The 18,822-nt window shown below is 44.5% G+C and carries 18 protein-coding genes; all 18 read right to left on the minus strand.

Features of this window, described 5'->3' with window-relative positions; all coding sequences use genetic code 11:
- Nucleotides 1-52 precede the first annotated feature (52 nt).
- A complete protein-coding gene (locus tag DW251_RS07895; RefSeq protein WP_021870070.1) occupies nt 53-1,240 on the minus strand; it encodes a ribose-phosphate pyrophosphokinase in 1,188 nt (395 codons plus the stop codon).
- A gap of 124 nt (nt 1,241-1,364) precedes the next feature.
- The gene (gene pgeF, locus DW251_RS07900; RefSeq protein ID WP_118300684.1) at nt 1,365-2,216 is read right to left on the minus strand and encodes a peptidoglycan editing factor PgeF; all 852 of its coding nucleotides are present in this window, start codon (nt 2,214-2,216) and stop codon (nt 1,365-1,367) included.
- Nucleotides 2,217-2,273: 57 nt separating this feature from the next.
- A complete protein-coding gene (locus tag DW251_RS07905) occupies nt 2,274-2,615 on the minus strand; it encodes a YraN family protein (RefSeq protein WP_021870068.1) in 342 nt (113 codons plus the stop codon).
- 20 nt (nt 2,616-2,635) lie between these two features.
- Nucleotides 2,636-3,283 carry a ribonuclease HII gene (locus DW251_RS07910; protein ID WP_118300686.1) on the minus strand — a complete coding sequence of 216 codons (648 nt, stop codon included), beginning with the start codon at nt 3,281-3,283 and terminating at the stop codon, nt 2,636-2,638.
- Nucleotides 3,284-4,156 carry a ribosome biogenesis GTPase YlqF gene (gene ylqF, locus DW251_RS07915; protein WP_021870066.1) on the minus strand — a complete coding sequence of 291 codons (873 nt, stop codon included), beginning with the start codon at nt 4,154-4,156 and terminating at the stop codon, nt 3,284-3,286.
- 14 nt (nt 4,157-4,170) lie between these two features.
- Nucleotides 4,171-4,713 carry a signal peptidase I gene (gene lepB / locus DW251_RS07920; RefSeq protein WP_118300688.1) on the minus strand — a complete coding sequence of 181 codons (543 nt, stop codon included), beginning with the start codon at nt 4,711-4,713 and terminating at the stop codon, nt 4,171-4,173.
- A 262-nt stretch (nt 4,714-4,975) separates the two neighbouring features.
- Entirely contained in the window at nt 4,976-5,323 is a 348-nt protein-coding gene (gene rplS / locus DW251_RS07930; RefSeq protein WP_021870064.1) for a 50S ribosomal protein L19, read from the minus strand.
- Nucleotides 5,324-5,478: 155 nt separating this feature from the next.
- The gene (locus DW251_RS07935) at nt 5,479-6,786 is read right to left on the minus strand and encodes a hemolysin family protein (RefSeq protein ID WP_118300690.1); all 1,308 of its coding nucleotides are present in this window, start codon (nt 6,784-6,786) and stop codon (nt 5,479-5,481) included.
- A gap of 31 nt (nt 6,787-6,817) precedes the next feature.
- Nucleotides 6,818-7,741, minus strand: a complete 924-nt coding sequence (gene trmD, locus DW251_RS07940) for a tRNA (guanosine(37)-N1)-methyltransferase TrmD (protein ID WP_021870063.1) — start codon at nt 7,739-7,741, stop codon at nt 6,818-6,820.
- On the minus strand, nt 7,738-10,383 hold the full coding sequence (gene mutS / locus DW251_RS07945) for a DNA mismatch repair protein MutS (RefSeq protein WP_118300789.1): 2,646 nt from the start codon (nt 10,381-10,383) through the stop codon (nt 7,738-7,740). The genes trmD and mutS overlap by 4 nt, the downstream gene beginning before the upstream one ends.
- A 167-nt stretch (nt 10,384-10,550) precedes the next feature.
- On the minus strand, nt 10,551-12,032 hold the full coding sequence (gene miaB / locus DW251_RS07950; RefSeq protein WP_118300692.1) for a tRNA (N6-isopentenyl adenosine(37)-C2)-methylthiotransferase MiaB: 1,482 nt from the start codon (nt 12,030-12,032) through the stop codon (nt 10,551-10,553).
- A 112-nt stretch (nt 12,033-12,144) separates the two neighbouring features.
- Nucleotides 12,145-12,732, minus strand: a complete 588-nt coding sequence (gene lepB / locus DW251_RS07955) for a signal peptidase I (protein WP_021870060.1) — start codon at nt 12,730-12,732, stop codon at nt 12,145-12,147.
- A gap of 32 nt (nt 12,733-12,764) precedes the next feature.
- A complete protein-coding gene (locus DW251_RS07960) occupies nt 12,765-14,006 on the minus strand; it encodes a glutamate-5-semialdehyde dehydrogenase (RefSeq protein ID WP_021870059.1) in 1,242 nt (413 codons plus the stop codon).
- Nucleotides 14,007-14,057: 51 nt separating this feature from the next.
- Nucleotides 14,058-14,279 (minus strand): DUF896 domain-containing protein, encoded by a 222-nt coding sequence (locus DW251_RS07965; RefSeq protein ID WP_021870058.1) that lies wholly within the window; start codon nt 14,277-14,279, stop codon nt 14,058-14,060.
- Nucleotides 14,280-14,323: 44 nt separating this feature from the next.
- A complete protein-coding gene (gene proB / locus DW251_RS07970) occupies nt 14,324-15,187 on the minus strand; it encodes a glutamate 5-kinase (protein ID WP_021870057.1) in 864 nt (287 codons plus the stop codon).
- Nucleotides 15,188-15,389: 202 nt separating this feature from the next.
- Complete coding sequence (locus tag DW251_RS07975) at nt 15,390-17,018, minus strand: FAD-dependent protein (RefSeq protein ID WP_118300694.1); 1,629 nt, start codon at nt 17,016-17,018, stop codon at nt 15,390-15,392.
- Entirely contained in the window at nt 17,015-18,391 is a 1,377-nt protein-coding gene (locus tag DW251_RS07980; RefSeq protein ID WP_118300696.1) for an NAD(P)/FAD-dependent oxidoreductase, read from the minus strand. Before DW251_RS07980 ends, DW251_RS07975 begins: the two co-directional genes overlap by 4 nt.
- 17 nt (nt 18,392-18,408) lie before the next feature.
- Nucleotides 18,409-18,789 (minus strand): hypothetical protein, encoded by a 381-nt coding sequence (locus DW251_RS07985; RefSeq protein ID WP_021870054.1) that lies wholly within the window; start codon nt 18,787-18,789, stop codon nt 18,409-18,411.
- Nucleotides 18,790-18,822: the final 33 nt, after the last annotated feature.

The following is an 18,822-nucleotide window of genomic DNA, read 5'->3' on the forward strand; positions in this document are numbered from 1 at the left end:
CTCACGACCCCCGCGCTATCGCGCTCCACTGCCTGCTGTCGCAGATGGGTCGTTAGATCTCCCCATTGTGGCGTCTCTGTACCAGCTTCTGGATCTTGTCTGTTGGAGACAGGGATGCGCTGATGGAACGGTCGTGGTTTAAGGAGTTGATGATTGCTGCAGTGTACTTGCTCATATCAGCTTCCAGATACCACTTGCGGTCGAAAAGTTCTTTTGGACGGTAATTTAAGTTGGTGGTAATTACATAGTCCAGATATCCCTTTTCATAATATTCGTCAAACTTCTCAAGACCATTGGTGAACAGACCAAAGGTGCAGCATACGATCGCCTTTGCTGCCTTTCTCTCCTTTAATTCCTTACAGGTGTCTAACATGCTCTCACCGGAGGAGATCATATCGTCGATGATAAGAACGGTCTTTCCTTCTACAGAAGAACCAAGGAATTCATGTGCAACGATCGGGTTACGTCCGTTTACTACCTTGGAGTAGTCACGGCGTTTATAGAACATACCCATATCAACTCCCAGGTTGTTTGCCAGGTATACAGCACGGTTCATAGCGCCTTCATCCGGGCTGATGATCATCAGATGATCTTTGTCGATCTGAGTGGTCTTATCATGAGTAAACAGTGTCTTTACAAACTGATAAGTTGGCATGAAGTTGTCAAATCCGTACAGCGGGATGGCATTCTGTACTCTTGGGTCATGAGCATCAAAAGTAATAATGTTTTCAACGCCCATCTGGATCAACTCTTCTAATGCCATAGCACAGTCTAAGGATTCACGTTTGCTTCTCTTATGCTGACGGCTTTCATACAAGAAAGGCATAACTACATTTACGCGGTGCGCAGTTGCCACGCAGGAACCGATCACACGCTTCATATCCTGGAAATGGTCATCTGGTGACATGTGATTGGTGTAGCCGCAAACAGTGTAAGGAATGCTGTAGTTCATTACATCTGCCATTACAAAAATGTCTGTACCTCTGACAGACTCATTGATCACTGCCTTTGCCTCACCGGTACCAAATCTCGGGCACTCAAAATCCAACAGATAAGAGTCCACATCATAACCGCGATAATGCAGATCTGCCTTGCGGCGCTTTAATTCCTCCATATCGTTGCGGCGGAACTGAACGATGTGAGAATCTACCTTAGATGCAAAGTCCTTGCAGCTTTCCAGTGCAGCTAACTTTAAAGGTGCTACTGGAAGAGAGTCATTGAATACAAAATTATTAGCCATGAAAGCATACTCCTTTGTCCTATAATGGTCCTAATAGTCCTAATAATAGTCCTTTATCCTATTGTTTTATACCATTTTCCACGATAAGGGTCAAGTATTCCAGGACATTTCCTTAAAAAATACATCACCTAAGGCACAGAAAAGCACCCATATTGCCTCTTTCATTTCCAACTTTACGGTGGGAAAAGAGATATTCATGGTTGCACATGGTGCAGATATTGGTAGTGTGGATATTTTCCGGCTTTACCCCGGCTTCCATAAAAATGATCTCATTGGCCCGCCACAGATCTAATTGGTATTTGTCCGGACGTTTTCCAGGGGCAATGATCTCATTGTGCCACTCCGGCTTAAAACTTTCCATAAATGCCTCTGCCACTTCTTCTCCTACTTCAAAACAGTCCTGGCAGATGCTTGGCCCGATGCAGATGATCAGATCCTTAGGGCTGGTTCCAAAGGCTTTTTTCATGGCATCTATGGTACATTGTCCCATTCTGTTTACAGTGCCCCGCCAACCGGAATGGGAAAGGCCGATGGCTTTATGTTTCGGATCCACAAAATACAAAGGCACACAGTCTGCATAAAAGGTTGCCAGTGTAAGATCAGGCACATTGGTGATCAGTCCGTCCACATCTGTGTAATCCCGTTCTCTCACTACACCTTTTCCAGCGTCTTCTTCTGTCACAAGGCGCACATTGGTGGTATGGGTCTGCTGGGATGCCACCATACGGTCCCTGTCAACTCCCAATGCCTTTGCCATACGGGTGTAGTTTTCCAGCACATCAGCCGGATCATCTCCTTTATTCCAGGCAAAGTTCATAGTAGCATATTTTCCCTTGCTTGCCCCTCCTAAACGGGTGGAAAATCCATTTACCACAAGGCCTGTCTCTTCCAAGGCAGCAAAAGAAAGATAGGGAACCCCATTTTCTTCCCTTTGTATAAATATATTCTTCTCATTTTTATAGTTCCATGGGATCATCTGTCTGCCTCTTTTCTATATAAATCAATATAAAGATCCTTTACAAGGATACTTTGTTTAAAAAGCATTTCGTATCAGCTGTATATTACTTCCGGTTATTCCCACCACATCAAAACGGCAGGGCGTATTTTCCGGATAGCCGTAGCGGCACAGATAAAACAGGGCTGTGCGCCGTATTTTCTCCTGCTTGCGAAAATCTACTGCCTCAAAAGGTGAACCGCAGGATGCATCGGACCTGTATTTTACCTCTGTAAATACCAGTTCTTTTCCTTCCCTGCACACCAGATCGATCTCCCCCTGTCTGCAGCGGAAGTTTTTCCCTAAAATGCGAAATCCCTGTTTTTGCAAAAAAGCAGCCGCTGCTTCTTCGTAACGGCTGCCAATTTTTCTTTTATTCATCAAATCTTTTATATTTTCCCCTATACTTCAACAAAATGGCCGATAAAGCTTCCTCTGTGGATAGGACATGGGCCAAGTGTCTTTAATGCCTCGATATGTGCTTTTGTGCCATATCCTTTGTGTTTTCCAAAGCCATAGCCTGGATAGATCTCATCATATTCCATCATCATATGGTCCCTGGTAACTTTGGCTAAAATGCTGGCTGCTGCAATAGATACACTTTTTGCGTCGCCTTTTACAATAGGGATCTGAGGAATTTCAATCCCGGGAATGGTCACAGCGTCATTTAACAAAAGTCCCGGCTGTACGCCAAGTCCTTTGATTGCCTCACGCATAGCCTCATAGGTAGCCTGCAGGATATTGATTTCATCGATGCGCTGCGGTGTGGCAATTCCTACGCTCCAGGCAAGAGCCTTTTCCTTGATCTCCAAGAACAACTCTTCCCTGCGCTTTTCAGAAAGCTTTTTAGAGTCATTCAGATATAAGATCTGACAGTCCTTTGGAAGGATAACAGCCCCTGCCGCTACCGGACCTGCTAAAGGTCCTCTTCCGGCTTCGTCAATACCACAGATCAACTCATACTGGGCATTTTCTTTTTCATAGGCTTTCATTTCTTCCAGCCTTAAAAGCTCTTTTTCCAGTTTTTCCCCTTTTAACTCTCTGACCATTTATTTCACCTTGATCCTGTCTTTGTAATCCTCTGCCTTTTCCAGGCTGATACGACCTAATTTGCCTGCGCGGAAATCATCTAAAAGCAATGCAGAAGCTCTCGCAAGATCTAATTCCCCGCCTTTCATCAGGCAGGCACGGCTTCTTGCGATCTCTTCTAATACTTTCACACGGTCCTCTTCCACATTTTCAATGCCAAAGCGGTCTTTTACCACCTGTGGATAATCTTTTTCCAAAAGGCTGATCAGTTCACAAGCCAGTTCGTCCTTATTTAAGATCTGATCATTAATAGAACCAATGAGAGCCAGGTGCAGACCTACCTGCTGGTCCTCAAAACGTGGCCATAAGATACCAGGGGTATCTAACAGCTCCAAAGTCTTATTTAAACGGATCCACTGGTTACCCTTGGTAACACCAGGCTTATTTCCTGTTTTTGCGCAGGCTTTTCCTGCAAAGGAATTGATAAAAGTAGACTTTCCTACGTTAGGGATACCTACTACCATGGTACGGATCGGGCGGTTTAAAATACCTCTGCGTCTGTCTCTTTCAATCTTTTCCTTACATGCTTCCTGCTGGGCAGCCTGTACCTGCTTTAAGGTTCCCTTGTTACGGGCATCGATCTTTACTACATGGATCCCCATGTCTTCAAACATCTGAGCCCACTTACGGGTCTCTGCCTCATCTGCCAGATCTGCCTTATTTAACAGGACCATTCTTGCCTTTCCTGCTGCAAGTTTATCAATATCCGGGTTACGGCTGGAAAAAGGGACTCTGGCATCCACCAGCTCGATCACTAAGTCGATGAGCTTGATATCTTCCTGCATTGCCCTTCTTGCCTTGGTCATATGACCTGGATACCACTGTATATTCATACTATTTAACTCCTTTACGATACAAAGCCCAGCTTCAGCAGCGGAAGCATGCGAAACCACACTTTGCCCAGTATCTGTTCTCTTTTTACATTTCCAATATTTGGAAAACGGCTGTCCTCACTGCTGCTGCGGTTGTCTCCTAAAAGAAAATATTCCTTTTCTCCCAAACGCACCGGTTCTGCCGCTCTTCCTGCCAGGGATACTTCCCCCATTTTATCTTCTTTTAAAGCTTCCCCGTTAATATATACAAGACCATCTTTGATCTGCACCGTCTCTCCCGGAAGACCGATAATACGTTTTACATTTTTCTTTCCGTCTTCCCTCTTAAATACCACCACATCAAAGCGTCCCGGATCTCTTGTTACATAGGTGATACGGTTCATAAGGACCACATCCCGGGCACTTAACTGGGGCTGCATGGAATTGCCGGATATAAGGATCTGCTCTCCAAATCCATAAACTAAAAACCAGCCGCAGGCGATGGCTACCACAATATTCACTACCCAGCCTACAGCTTTTCGCAGCCAGGCTGTATCATCATTAATATAGAAATCCACTGTTACCCCCGAAAAATAAACCTGTCTGCAACCTGTCTTATATGATGTACTCTCGGAGTCTTTCATGCACTTGCCTTTGCGGCCGATTTTCCGCCAGTCGCACCCGAATTTTATCAACGTACACACCGCGTACGCCTCAAAAATTTGGGCACAACTGACAAAAAATCTTCTCGCAAAATCAAGTACAAAAAGATTCCGAGAGTACATTACGAGCTAAAAAGGGGCAATTTTCATTGCCCCTTTTTGATCATTCTTACTTCAATTATTTAACTAACTCTTTTACCTTAGCAGCCTTACCTACTCTGTCTCTTAAGTAGTTCAGTTTTGCTCTTCTTACTTTACCCTTACGAACAACTTCTACGTTGTCAACGCTTGGGGAATGTAATGGCCAGGTCTTCTCAACGCCGATACCGTTGGAATTCTTTCTTACTGTGAAAGTCTCTCTAGCTCCGCCGTTCTGTCTCTTGATAACAGTTCCTTCAAAGATCTGGATTCTTTCGCGGTTACCCTCTTTGATCTTGTTGTATACCTTTACAGTATCACCAACATTAAAGCTAGGTACGTTCTCTTTTAACTGTGCTGCTTCGATATTCTTAATAATTTCGTTCATGGTGTGAACCTCCTTCATCTATTGGATGTTCTTAATACTCTGTATCATAAAATCCCGTTCATAATACTTCAGTAGCAGAGGACCATCTATTCTTGTCACAACGAATTAATATTATCATAGTTTCCTGCTAAATGCAAGCACTTTTCTACGTTTTTTTACTGTTTTTCGCTGTTTTTTCCTTCTTCTTTCCCGGATTTTCCATCTGTCTTTAAAATCTGGATACAGACCTTCTTAATACGGTTTCCATTGACCCTGTGGGCGGACAGACGGATATTTCCTACTGTCACTACTTCTCCCTGGACCGGGATATGGTCTAATTTTTCTATCATAAGACCGCCAATGGAGTCGTAATCCTCAGAATACAGGGAAAGTCCCAGTCTGTCATTTACATCATCCAGGCTCATGGCACCGTCTACCAGATAAACGCCGTGACCCAGTTTTACAAAATCCTTTTCCTCGTCAGCATCATATTCATCACGGATATCGCCTACGATCTCCTCCAGGATATCCTCTAACGTGATCAGGCCTGCTGTGGTTCCGTATTCATCTAAGACTACAGCAATGTTATTGGAAGTTTTCCGCATTTCCAGCATCAGCTCAGAAACTTTTTTTGCCTCAAAGGTATACAGCGGCTTTCTCAGGTGGTCTTTAATAGAAAAGACTTCTCCCTCTTCTTCCAGTAAAAGATCCTTGATATTGATAATTCCTACTACATTATCCTTGCTGTCCTGATAAACCGGGAAACGGGTATACCGGGTCTTGCGGAATTTCTCCATCAGTTCTTCATAGCTTGCGTCAATATCAATAAAGGTCATATTTACACGGGGAACCATAATATCCCCTGCAACGGAGTCATCCAGGTCGAACACATTATTGATCATGTTCTTTTCATCTGTCTCAATAACTCCCTTTTCATGACCCACTGCCACAATGGTACGAAGCTCGTCTTCTGTCATGACATCCGTCTTTTTATTGGGATCCACATGGAGCAGACGAAGGATGCAGCCTGACATCTTATTGACCGCCCAGATCACAGGTGTAAGGATCGTCATTAAAAGATAAATGTTTCCTGCACTTTTCATTGCGATCTTGTCAGCCTCTAAGGAAGCCATGGTCTTTGGTGTAATCTCACCAAAGATCAGGATCAGGATCGTAAGCACACCGGTAGCAATACCAACAGCTGCATTTCCGAAAATATCAGCTGCCAGAATGGTCATAATAGAGGAAGTGGACAGGTTTACCACATTATTTCCAATGAGGATGGCACTTAACATCTTGCTTTTATTTTCATGAAGTTTTAAAACACAGGCCGCCGCCTTGTTTCCGTCGTCAGCAAGGGTACGCATACGGATCTTATTTACCATGGTAAGTGCTGTTTCCGCAGAGGAAAAATACGCAGATAACGCCAGTAAAATAACAATAATAATGATACGCAGGACAATCGTATTGCCTGATGGATCCATTTCTCACAATCTCCTTAAATCTTAATATAACTTATATTTCCTGTTTTAACGCTCCAAGAACCTTATAATAGCCTTTCAGTTCCTGTAAGGTAGCCTTTTTTTCATTGAGAAGTTTTTTTACTTTCTTCATCTGCTGGTAATATTCCCGGTCGCTTCCAGGAGTTTCATCGCTTTTTACTGCTTCTCTTACCAGCTGTTCTAACTCTTTTAACCGGCTCTCTCCCTGCTCTTTTAAAAGACTGTCTAAAAACTTCTGCTCCTTTAATGTAAGGGATGCATCTTCTAACAGATCCGGCCGTCTTTCCAGAGTCCTGCGGATGGACTGCTCCCTGCGCCAGCTTTCAATATTTTTATGATGTCCGGAAAGAAGGACTTCCGGCACAGGCTTTCCCTCATAAACCTCCGGTCTTGTGTACTGAGGATATTCCAGCAGATTGTCGTAAAAAGACTCTACCTCTGCGGAGTCCCCATTTCCCAGCACGCCCGGTACCAGACGGGAAATACAGTCGATCATCACCATAGAAGGAAGTTCTCCTCCTGTAAGGACAAAATCACCTGCAGACAGATATTCTGCCTGGATCAGCTCTAACGCTCTCTCATCAATGCCCTCATAGTGGCCGCATAAAAATACCAGATTTTCTTCTTTTGCCAGTTCTTCTGCAATGGACTGGTTAAACACACGACCCTGTGGAGTCATATAGATCACTCTTGGACGTTTTCCCAGTTTTTTACAAAGAGCCTCGTATGCATCACACACAGGTGCCGGCTGGATCACCATTCCGGCGCCGCCCCCATAGGGGGCATCATCTACATGTCTGTGCTTGTCAGTTGTATAATCCCGGATATCCACTGCCTCTACGGAAATGGCGCCGCTTTCAATAGCTCGGCCGGTGATACTGGTCTTTAAACCATTTTCCACCATATCAGGGAATAATGTTAATATATGGAAATTCATAAATTCTCCTTCCAACGGTTCTTAAGCCTGGTCTGAAGGCGGTATAAGGTATTCATGGCATCAATCGGTGTCATGGTAGACAGTTCCAGTCCGTCCAGCTCTTTGATGATATCATCATCTTTTACAGTATCAAAGAAAGACATCTGCTGCATATCTACCTCATCCGGCTTTGGAACTGCCTTGTGCTGTACCACATTGGCGCTGACTGAGGCGATCTCCTTTGCCTTTGCTGTAATATCATTTTCCGTCAGCTCACTGGCGATCTCTTTTGCTCTGGAAATAACAGAGTCCGGAACACCTGCCAACTTTGCTACCTGGATACCATAGCTCTTGTCAGCGCCGCCACGGACGATCTTGCGCAGGAATACGATATCATCTCCCTGTTCTTTTACAGCGATGCAATAATTCTTTACTCCGGCAATGGTTCCCTCTAACTCTGTCAGTTCATGGTAATGGGTGGCAAATAAGGTTTTTGCGCCTAACAGCTTTGTATTGCTGATATGTTCTACTACGGCCCATGCAATAGAAAGACCGTCAAAGGTACTGGTTCCACGGCCGATCTCATCTAAGACTAACAGGCTGTTTCTGGTGGCATTTCGCAGGATATTGGCAACCTCGGTCATCTCCACCATAAAGGTACTCTGGCCGCTTGCAAGGTCATCAGAAGCGCCTACTCTGGTAAAGATACGGTCGCAGATACCGATATTTGCCTCCTGGGCCGGTACAAAGCTTCCCAGCTGGGCCATCAGCACGATGAGGGCCGTCTGTCTCATATAGGTAGACTTACCTGCCATGTTAGGGCCGGTGATAATAGAAAGGCGGTTCTTTCCATTATCCAGGAAAGTATCATTTGCCACAAACAGGTCATCCCGCATCATCTGCTCTACCACCGGATGACGGCCGTTTTTGATCTGGATGACGCCTTTTTCATTAATAGAAGGTTTTACATAGTTCCGTCTGGTTGCAACGGAAGATAAGGAGCAGAATACATCAATACCTGCAATGGCTTTTGCAGTCTTCTGGATCCGCACTACCTGGGCTGCAATGGAGTCACGGACCTGACAGAACAGATCGTATTCCAAAGATACCAGCTTTTCCTCAGCTCCCATGATCACGTCTTCTAACTGCTTTAACTCATCTGTTGTAAAACGCTCTGCATTGGTCAGGGTCTGTTTTCTTACAAAATAATCAGGAACCATATCTTTAAAGGAGTTGGTGACTTCAAAGTAATAGCCAAATACCTTGTTGAATTTGACCTTTAAATTCTTAATGCCGGTCTTTTCTTTTTCCCTGTTTTCCAGTTCACCAAGCCAGGTCTTGCCCTCTGTCTTTGCATGGCGCAGGCGGTCTGCCTCTTCATCATAGCCTTCTCGGATCATGCCGCCCTCACGGATGGTAATAGGCGGATCGTCTACAATGGCTTTTCCGATCAGCTCATAAATATCCTCTAATGGGTCTAATTCTGACTCTAATTCCTTTAAAAGATCTGACTGAAACTCTCCTAACAGCTTTTTGATATAAGGAAGCATTTCCAGGGAAGTCTTAAATGCCAGAAGATCCCTTGGATTGGCTGTTTTATAGCTGATACGGCCGATGAGGCGCTCCAGATCGTACACCGGATTTAAGTATTCGCAGATTTCTTCTCTGGAAATATAATTCATATTCAGTTCTTCCACTGCATCCTGACGGCGCAGGATCTCATTCTTGTGGATCAGAGGCTGCTCAATATAATTGCGCAGAAGTCTGGCTCCCATAGCTGTCTTGGTCTTATCCAGCACCCACAAAAGAGTTCCTCTCTTCTGCTTTTCACGCATAGTCTCCACCAATTCCAGGTTTCTTCTGGTAGAAGTGTCAATGACCATGTACTGGCCGGTAGAATATGGGGTTATGGTTGTAATGTGCTCCAGGGTACTCTTCTGGGTCTCATACATATACTCCATCACAGCACCTGCTGCGATCACACCGGTAGGATAATCATCCAGTCCCAGTCCGCTTAAGGAACCTACTTTAAAATGTTCTTTTAATACCTTTTTGCAGGACTCATCTGAAAAGAAATGACTGTCCAGAGCAGAGATCGCCACCTGATACCGGTTCTTTAACTCGTCAAGATCTACACCGGATACATAAAAGGCATTGTTGCAGATGATCTCAGAGGGAGAAAATTTATTGATCTCGTCAAATAATTCCCGGTCTGACTCCACCTCTGTTACCAGGAACTCACCGGTACTGATATCCGCTGTGGAAATACCATAACGGCTGTCCAGATATACAATGCCCATCAGGTAGTTATTTTTTGTCTCGTCCAAAGCCTGGGCACTGGTAATGGTTCCCGGTGTTACCACACGGATCACCTCTCGTTTTACCAGTCCTTTTGCCAGCTTGGGATCTTCCATCTGCTCTGCAATAGCAACTTTATAGCCCTTTTGTACCAGGCGGTAAAGATAGGAGTCTACCGCGTGAAAAGGTACGCCGCACATAGGCGCACGTTCTTTTAAACCACATTCCTTACCTGTCAGTGTGATCTCCAGTTCTTTGGATGCTTTCAGTGCGTCATCAAAGAACATTTCGTAAAAATCCCCCAGGCGGTAAAATAAGATACAGTCCGGGTACTCTTTTTTTGTCTCCATATAATGCTGCATCATGGGAGACAGCTGTGAATAATCGATTTCCAATGGTGTTCCTCTCTTCTATGTGTATCTGTCCATCTGTTACAGTTCATACAAACCAACCCATGGCCAAACTGTAACCTTTCTATCTGTCCGTTTGTCTGTCATAATTGTAAAAATACAGGTATGGGCGGGTCATCAGATTACTGGTTCAGCCGTCCCATATAATAAAAGCCCTTGCTTTCCTCTAAGTATACATCTACCAGCTTTCCAATGAGAGATGCATCTCCAGGGAAATGTACAATGGTATTATTTGACATTCTTCCAGTTACAAGTTCCGGTGAATGGTCGTTTACTTCCTCTACCAGGACAGTCTGAACGGTGTGTACATCTCTTCCACAGACTTCAGCAGAAATATCCTGAACTTCCTTTAACAGGCGGTCAAAACGGTTCTTTACCACATCTTCCGGTACCTGGTTTTCCATAGCAGCTGCCGGTGTACCGGTACGTTTGGAATAAATAAAGGTAAAGGCGCTGTCAAAGCGTACTTTTCTTACTACGTCTAAGGTCTCCTGAAAGTCTTCCTCTGTTTCTCCCGGGAAACCTACAATAATATCCGTTGTCAATGAAATGTCCGGAATAGCTGTTTTGATCTTCTCAGCCAGTGCCAGATACTGTTCCTTTGTATAACGGCGGTTCATGGCCTTTAAAATACGGCTGCTACCGGACTGTAAAGGCAGATGGAGATGGCGGCAGATCTTCTTTGATTTTGCCATCACTTCGATCAGTTCATCAGAAAGATCCTTTGGATGAGAGGTCATGAAACGGATGCGCTCCAGTCCCTCGATCTTTTCTACTTCTTCCAGAAGTTCAGCAAAGTTTAAAGGCTCATCCAGTCCTTTTCCGTAGGAGTTTACATTCTGACCTAACAGCATAACTTCTACTACGCCGTCTTCCACCAGATTTTTGATCTCACCAATGATCTCACCTGGTCTGCGGCTTCTTTCACGGCCACGTACATATGGTACGATGCAGTAGCTGCAGAAATTATTGCAGCCAAACATGATATTGACACCGGATTTAAAGGAATACTTTCGCTCTACCGGCAGGTCTTCTACGATCTGGTCTGTATCTTTCCATACATCCACTACCATTTTGTGCTTTGGCTTCTTGTCTTCCCGGCCCTGGGCTTCCAGTTCCTCTAAACGCTCTTCCAGACACAGGCTTACTAATTCTGCCAGCTTGAAAATGTTATGGGTTCCGAAAATAAGATCAACAAAACGGTAAGTCTTTTTGATCTTTTCTACTACCTCCTTTTCCTGCATCATGCAGCCACAGAGAGCGATCATCATGTGTGGATGTTTTTTCTTTCTGGCACCTAACTGGCCCAGTCTTCCGTAAACACGCAGATTTGCATTTTCACGGACTGTACAGGTATTATAAAGAACAAAGTCTGCATCCTCTGTTTCTACTGCCTGGTAGCCAATGGTCTCTAAGATACCTAACAGTTTTTCAGAGTCTCTTGCATTCATCTGGCAGCCAAAGGTATTAATACAGCAGGTAAGAGGTCTGCCCAGGTTTTCTTCTAAAATGTGTAACTGTTCCTTTGCGTGAGCCATAAAATACTGCTGACGCTGTGGTTCCTGTTCCGGTATCTCCGTCATAAATGGGGTCTTATTTTCCATATAGATCTCCTTTAAATTCACCTTTCAATTATCTAAAAATCTTCTTTATCTAAAACACACAAGCAGGCCGGGCAGAATATCACCCAGCCAGTTGTATCTTTGCTTTCTGTAATTAGTTTACTTTTCCTATCCTGTTAAATGGATAATAACAGAACAGCACTTTTGCCACGATCTTGTTCTTGGCAACGAATTTATTATCCCAGAAACGGGCATCCAGGGAATTATTCCGGTTGTCGCCCATCATGAAATAACAGCCCTCCGGCACTTCATAAGGTCCGTAGGAACCTTCCATTGGCTCCGGCAGATAAGGCTCATCAAGAGGTGTATCAGAACCATTGATATAGACCTTTCCATCCTTCACCTCAACGGTCTCTCCCGGAAGTCCAATGACTCTCTTTACATAATATACTTTTTCATTGTCCGGGTAACGGAAGATCACAATATCTCCTCTTTCCGGATCATCTTTTATATAAGACAATCTGGAGCCGATCACACGGCTGTGGGACATAATGGTATTTTCCATGGATCCGGTTGGGATGCGGCTGTTGGCAATGACAAAATTATTTAAAACAAAAGCAATGACTACCGCAGCCACAATGATCTGAAGCCAGCTTAAGATCTCTTTTCCCAGACTGGTCTCCTCCTGCGGCTCTTCCTCGGAATTTCTCCGATTGCGGCCTTTCTTTTCTTCTTCTGACATGTTGGTGGTTTCCTCTTCTTTCTTTTCTATACCTAACGGATCTGGCCATCACCATAGATGATATACTTGGTGGTAGTCAGTTCTTTTAAGCCCATAGGGCCTCTGGCGTGAAGCTTCTGGGTACTGATACCGATCTCTGCCCCGAAGCCGAATTCTTCTCCGTCTGTAAAACGGGTGGATGCATTTACATACACTGCTGCAGCATCTACTTCGTCTAAGAACTTCTGGGCATTAAAATAATCCGATGTGATAATAGACTCAGAATGTCCGGTATTGTATTTATTGATATGTTCAATGGCCTCTTCTACAGAGTCTACAATCTTTAAAGATAAGATATAGTCCAGATATTCTGTACCCCAGTCTTCTTCTGTTGCAGGAGTAAATTCCGGTACAACCGCTCTGGCTGCCTCGTCTGCTCTTACTTCTACCTCTTTTTCTGCCAGACGCTTTTTAAGAAGTGGAAGGAACTGGTCCGCAATCTTTCTGTGGACGATCAGGGACTCGCAGGCATTGCATACACCAATGCGCTGTGTTTTTGCGTTATAGATAATATCTAATGCCATATTAAAATCAGCCGTCTCATCTACAAAAATATGGCAGTTTCCAGTACCTGTCTCGATCACAGGAACGGTGCTGTTTTCCACTACCGAACGGATCAGTCCTGCGCCGCCTCTTGGGATCAGCACATCCACATAGCGGTTTAAACGCATCAGTTCTTTTGTAGTCTCTCTGCTGGTATCTTCAATCAGCTGCAGGGCATCCTCTGGAAGTCCGGCTCTGGTAAGACCAGTGCGCAGCCATTTTGCGATCGCTTTATTAGACTCAATGGCATCGCTGCCGCCTTTTAAGATCACTGCATTTCCAGATTTAAAGCAGAGGCCGAAAGCGTCCGCTGTTACATTAGGACGGGCCTCATAGATCATGGCAATGACACCTAAAGGCACCCTCTTCTGGCCGATCTTTAACCCATTTGGACGCAGTTTCATGGAGATCACTTCTCCTACCGGATCATCTAAGGCAGCTACTTTTAAAAGGCCGTCTGCCATAGACTGGATCCGTCCCGGATTTAAAGCCAGACGGTCTAACATGCCTTTGCTCATGCCGGAACTTTCTGCTTTTTCATAATCTGCCTGGTTCGCTGCCAGGATCTCATCTTCTCCCTCTAACAGGGCTCTGGCTGCTTCTTCCAGTCCTATATTTTTCTCTCTTGAACCTAAGTTATTTAATGTTCTGGAAACAGCTTTTGCGCGGCTTCCGATCTCTTCCAGTGTCATAACCATCTCTCCTTCTGGCTATAAATATACTCTCGGATTTTTTTATACTGCTTATACTTCCTTGATGCCACCGTATTTTTTGCCCAGGTCTGTAATAGAACCATCTTTCTCTTTAATAGAGATATTATTTAAACTGCTTCTTAAATTCGCACGGATGGCAGCCAGATATTCCTTTTTTAAAGCTGCCTGCTCGGTTTTTTCCTCCTCTGTAAGGCCTACAGACTGGGATTTATGATAAAGTTCGTTAATTCTGTCGATCTTGCTTGAGTCCATAATTTTACTCCTTAATGATATTGCTGTAGTTCTGCCACAGCATTTTAATACTCGTTATTCAGATAATGCATCAGATCAAAGTCCAGATTAGGATGAGCTAAAAATAAAGTTCCCTTTTCTTTTCCACTCATAATGTCCATGATCACATCTACCTGGTCACCATTGGCGATCACCATATCAGCTCCGCTGTCTGTGGCAATGCGGGCTGCTGCCAGTTTTGCTGACATTCCGCCGGTTCCCACACTGCTTCCGGAAGTCTCTTTTCCCATATTTAAGTACTTCTGGCTGATCTCCGGCACCAGACTGATAAATTTAGCGTCCGGATTGCTTCTTGGATCATCGGTATAAAGGCCGTCAATATCAGAAAGCAGGATCAGAAGGTCTGCTCCGATGAGAGCTGCAACAATAGCAGAAAGGCGGTCGTTATCACCGAAACTGTCCACATAAGGGATCTCAGAGGTAGATACCGTATCATTTTCATTTACAACAGGGATTGCACCTAAACGCAGCAGTTCATCAAAGGTGTTCTGTGCGTTATAGCGGGAACTGTCATTGACCATAGTATCCTTTGTCAAAAGGACCTGGGCCGCTGTCTGGTTATACTCACTGCAAAGCTTCTGGTAGACCATCATCAGTCTGGCCTGTCCTACTGCTGCAAAAGCCTGTTTTTCCGCTAAACTGTCCGGTCTTTTATGATGTCCAAAAGCCTGTCTGCCTGCTGCAATAGCACCGGAAGAAACAAGGACTACCTCTTTGCCTTCGCCCCTCAGGTCGCTGAGCACACGGATCAGCTTCTCAATCTTTGTTAAATTCAGTTCTCCCGTTTCCGGATGGGTCAGGGAAGAGGAACCGATTTTTATTACAATTCTTTTTTTATCTTTTAAACTGTTACGTTTTGTAGCTTCCATAGGTATCTTCTGTCAGCTCCCTTCTGCATAGGTTTCGTCCTGCCTATCTTCTTGGCTTCATGTTCCATGAAACCAAGAAGCATGCTTTGTCAAGCATATGCTGATTTCTGCAATAAGCTGTTTCTGCAAGCAAGCTTGCAACACATCTTATCACATAAATCAGCGCAGGACTGGACTTTTCCACTATCTTACACCAATTTTATTACTCCGTCAATTTGTATCTTCTGATCAGTTCTTCCGCTACCTTAAGACCATCCATAGCTGCGGAAGTAATACCGCCTGCATATCCGGCGCCTTCCCCGCAGGGATATAAACCCCTGACAGAACTTTCTAATGTCTCTCCTCTTGGAATACGCACAGGAGAGGAGGTACGGCTTTCCACACCTGCTAAAATTGCATCCGGGCGGTCAAATCCTTTGATCTTTTTGCCAAAACTTTCCATTCCCTCTATGAATGCTTCAGAAAGTTCGTTTATGAGGATTTTTCTCAGGTCTGCAAATTGATATTCTCCGCAGAAAGCCGGGTGAACTTTGCCAAATTTTTCTGAGATTTTTCCGTCTTTAAAATCTCCATACAGCTGAACCGGTATTTTTCCATTTCCTGCCTCATATGCCTTTTCCTCAAGCTCTCTCTGGAAATGAATACCTGCCAGAGGATGTACCTCTTCCCGGCCTTTAATATCGTGAGAAAAATCCTCAGGATTTACTGTGACAATCAGAGCACTGTTGGCATTCTCCCCTGCTCTGTCATGATAGCTCATTCCATTTACTGCCAGACGTTTCTCCTCAGAAGAAGCATTAACTACATAGCCGCCGGGGCACATACAGAAAGAATACACACCTCTTCCATAAGAAGTCTGTGCTGTCAGCTTATAGCTTGCAGGTCCTAATTCTTTGCATTCTGCCATTCCATACTGGCTTTCATTGATCATGGTCTGTGGATGCTGGATACGGAAACCTACAGCAAATGGCTTTGCTTCCATAGATACCTGTTTTCCATAAAGAGTTTCAAAGGTATCTCTGGCGCTGTGGCCGATCGCTGCAACTGCTGCCTGTACCGGGATCCGTTCTGTATTATTTACAGTAACCGCCGTCAGTTTCCCTTCTGTTATCTCAAAATCTGTTACCTGGCTTAAGAAACGGACCTGTCCTCCCAGGCTTTCGATCTCTTTTCGGATAGATTTTACAATATGGCTTAACACATCCGTTCCAATATGAGGTTTATTGGCATAGCAGATGGACGGGTCTGCTCCAAACTCTGTCAGGATACGTAAAACTTCCCTGTTCCTTCCAAAGGTATCTTTTACAAGGGTGTTCAGCTTTCCGTCGGAGAAAGTACCTGCACCACCTTCTCCAAACTGTACGTTAGATGAAGGGTTCAACTCTCCCGTTTTCCAGAATTTTGCCACCCGCTCTGTTCTGGTATCTACATCTTCTCCCCGTTCTAAAAGGATGGGACGGTACCCCTTTCTTGCAAGGGCAAGGCCACAAAACAGTCCTGCAGGTCCCATTCCAATGATCACAGGAGGATATTTTAAAGGCTCATTTCCACATTCAGGAAGAGAATAGGGCTTTTCCTCATGAACTGTAATATTTCTGTCCTTTTTCTTTTTTACAATGCGCTCCTCTTCTTTTCTGCCACCGCTTTTTAAAGCAATATCTACAATATAACTATAATGGATCTCCGGCTTTTTTCTTGCGTCCACAGACTGTTTGATCAGTTCTACTTCTTTTATCATCTCAGGCTGGATACGAAGTTCTTTTGCCGCCTTTAAAAGCAGGTCCTTTCTGGTATGTCCCAGAGGCATTTTTAACTGACTGATACGTATCATGTTCTTGCAGTCCTCCTGGTTTTCTGTGTATATTTCTTCTCTGCGTACTTTTTAACAGGTTTCTTTTCCATCGGTTTCTTATTTATGTTTCTCTTTTTTTCTATATTTTTCTTTTCTATGCTTTTCTTCTCTATACTCTTCTTCTCGGCATTTCCCGCTGCACATCTTCCTGCGATCATGCCGCTGGACCAGGCAAACTGAAGATTGTAGCCACCGCAGATACCATCCACATCCAGGATCTCCCCTGCCAGATAAAGCCCCGGACAGATCTTTGACTCCATAGTAGTTCCATCCACCTCATTAGCATCTACACCGCCGCAGCACACCTGGGCATTGGCAAAAGGATTAACGGACATGACAACTGCTTCATATTCTTTTAATTCTTTGCGGATCTTTTCCAACTGTTTTCCAGTTAAAGAGCCACAGGGCGTATTTGGATCAATGCCTGCCAGTTTCAAAAGAGCCTGGGCAAGTTTGCGGTTTAACATTCCTGTAAACAGTTCTTCTGCCGGTTTGTAAGCCAGCAAAAGGGCTCTTTTTTTTAAAAGCCGGAAACTTTCATTATCATCCCAGCCCGGCATAAAGTCCACATAAACTCTTACCTTTTTCTTTTCATCTAACGCCCTTGCGGCATAACGGCTTACCTGGAAGATAGGAATACCGGAAAGACCGTAATCTGTGATCTGCAGCTCTCCTCTGTCACTTGCCAGGGTAATACCGTCTGCCTGCAATCTCACTTCTGCTTCCGTGCGGATCCCTGCCATCTGTTTGTATAAATTTCCCTGACAGCGAAGCTGGACCAGAGCCGGAAGTGGCTTGATCACAGAATGTCCTAACTGTCTGGCATATTCGTAACCACTGCCATCTGAACCTGTAGAAGGCGCTGCTTTGGAACCAGCCGCAAGGATCAGGGCATCTGTTTCTACCTTTCCCTGATCTGTATGTACAAGAAAGCCACCGTTTTTCTTTTTTTCGATCTTTTCGATCTGACAGGAAAGGAGGATACGGACTTTCAGTCTCTCTAATTCTGTCCTTAGCACATCTAAAACAGAAGCAGCCTGGTCGGAATTAGGATAAACATAACCGTTTCTGTCTTTTGGAACGATCCCCAGTCCCATAAAGAGATCCAGCGTCTCTTTTACATCAAAGCCCCTTATTACCTGCATAGGAAAATCCTTCCTGCCGCAGCGGTAGCAGTCTTCTTCCATTTTGTAATTGGTAAGATTACACCTGCCGTTGCCTGTAGAAAGGATCTTTTTTCCCACGCGGTCCATATGTTCTATGACAGTCACTTCCGCCCCGTTTCGGGCTGCTCCTATAGCAGCCACCAGCCCGGATGCGCCACCGCCAATAATTCCTACTCTTTTCTTCATATTTTTTAACTCCTGTTTTAACTTGTATACGACTCCAGATAATGGTATACGTCCATCATATCTGAAAACCAGATGCCTTCCATCAGTCGGGCTCTTTCACTTTCCGGGAAATCAGTTACCGGAATATGGGTGTACAGACAGACGGTGCTTTTATCACTGCAAAATACAAGAAGGAAACCGGACTCACTGACGAGAAAATACCGGGAACTTACCGGAGTAATGCTCTCCTGGTTGGCAGCTGCCCTTCCTTCCATTTCATTCACACTTTCTGTTTCGATCACTGTATTAGGTACCGGCGCTTCTTCCCTCATCTGGTAACGTGCCGCCCCGTAGATCACAAGAACCGATACTACAGCTGATATACTGAACAGTCCCAGGGCAAATAAAAAATGTTTCATGGATACTACCTCCTGTATCAAGTCATATACGTT

This window comes from Clostridium sp. AM22-11AC (genome assembly GCF_003473545.1).
GTDB lineage: Bacteria > Bacillota > Clostridia > Lachnospirales > Lachnospiraceae > Enterocloster.

What these genes read in the sequence shown, in the direction of transcription:
- pgeF (WP_118300684.1), bottom strand. Translation starts at nt 2,216, where the DNA reads ATGATCCCATGGAACTATAAAAATGAGAAGAATATATTTATACAAAGG.
- trmD (WP_021870063.1), bottom strand. Translation starts at nt 7,741, where the DNA reads ATGAATTTCCATATATTAACATTATTCCCTGATATGGTGGAAAATGGT.
- rplS (WP_021870064.1), bottom strand. Translation starts at nt 5,323, where the DNA reads ATGAACGAAATTATTAAGAATATCGAAGCAGCACAGTTAAAAGAGAAC.
- DW251_RS07895 (WP_021870070.1), bottom strand. Translation starts at nt 1,240, where the DNA reads ATGGCTAATAATTTTGTATTCAATGACTCTCTTCCAGTAGCACCTTTA.
- ylqF (WP_021870066.1), bottom strand. Translation starts at nt 4,156, where the DNA reads ATGAATATACAGTGGTATCCAGGTCATATGACCAAGGCAAGAAGGGCA.
- DW251_RS07965 (WP_021870058.1), bottom strand. Translation starts at nt 14,279, where the DNA reads ATGGACTCAAGCAAGATCGACAGAATTAACGAACTTTATCATAAATCC.
- DW251_RS07975 (WP_118300694.1), bottom strand. Translation starts at nt 17,018, where the DNA reads ATGATACGTATCAGTCAGTTAAAAATGCCTCTGGGACATACCAGAAAG.
- DW251_RS07910 (WP_118300686.1), bottom strand. Translation starts at nt 3,283, where the DNA reads ATGGTCAGAGAGTTAAAAGGGGAAAAACTGGAAAAAGAGCTTTTAAGG.
- DW251_RS07985 (WP_021870054.1), bottom strand. Translation starts at nt 18,789, where the DNA reads ATGAAACATTTTTTATTTGCCCTGGGACTGTTCAGTATATCAGCTGTA.
- miaB (WP_118300692.1), bottom strand. Translation starts at nt 12,032, where the DNA reads ATGGAAAATAAGACCCCATTTATGACGGAGATACCGGAACAGGAACCA.
- DW251_RS07905 (WP_021870068.1), bottom strand. Translation starts at nt 2,615, where the DNA reads ATGAATAAAAGAAAAATTGGCAGCCGTTACGAAGAAGCAGCGGCTGCT.
- DW251_RS07960 (WP_021870059.1), bottom strand. Translation starts at nt 14,006, where the DNA reads ATGACACTGGAAGAGATCGGAAGCCGCGCAAAAGCTGTTTCCAGAACA.
- DW251_RS07980 (WP_118300696.1), bottom strand. Translation starts at nt 18,391, where the DNA reads ATGAAGAAAAGAGTAGGAATTATTGGCGGTGGCGCATCCGGGCTGGTG.
- DW251_RS07935 (WP_118300690.1), bottom strand. Translation starts at nt 6,786, where the DNA reads ATGGATCCATCAGGCAATACGATTGTCCTGCGTATCATTATTATTGTT.
- proB (WP_021870057.1), bottom strand. Translation starts at nt 15,187, where the DNA reads ATGGAAGCTACAAAACGTAACAGTTTAAAAGATAAAAAAAGAATTGTA.
- mutS (WP_118300789.1), bottom strand. Translation starts at nt 10,383, where the DNA reads ATGATGCAGCATTATATGGAGACAAAAAAAGAGTACCCGGACTGTATC.
- lepB (WP_021870060.1), bottom strand. Translation starts at nt 12,732, where the DNA reads ATGTCAGAAGAAGAAAAGAAAGGCCGCAATCGGAGAAATTCCGAGGAA.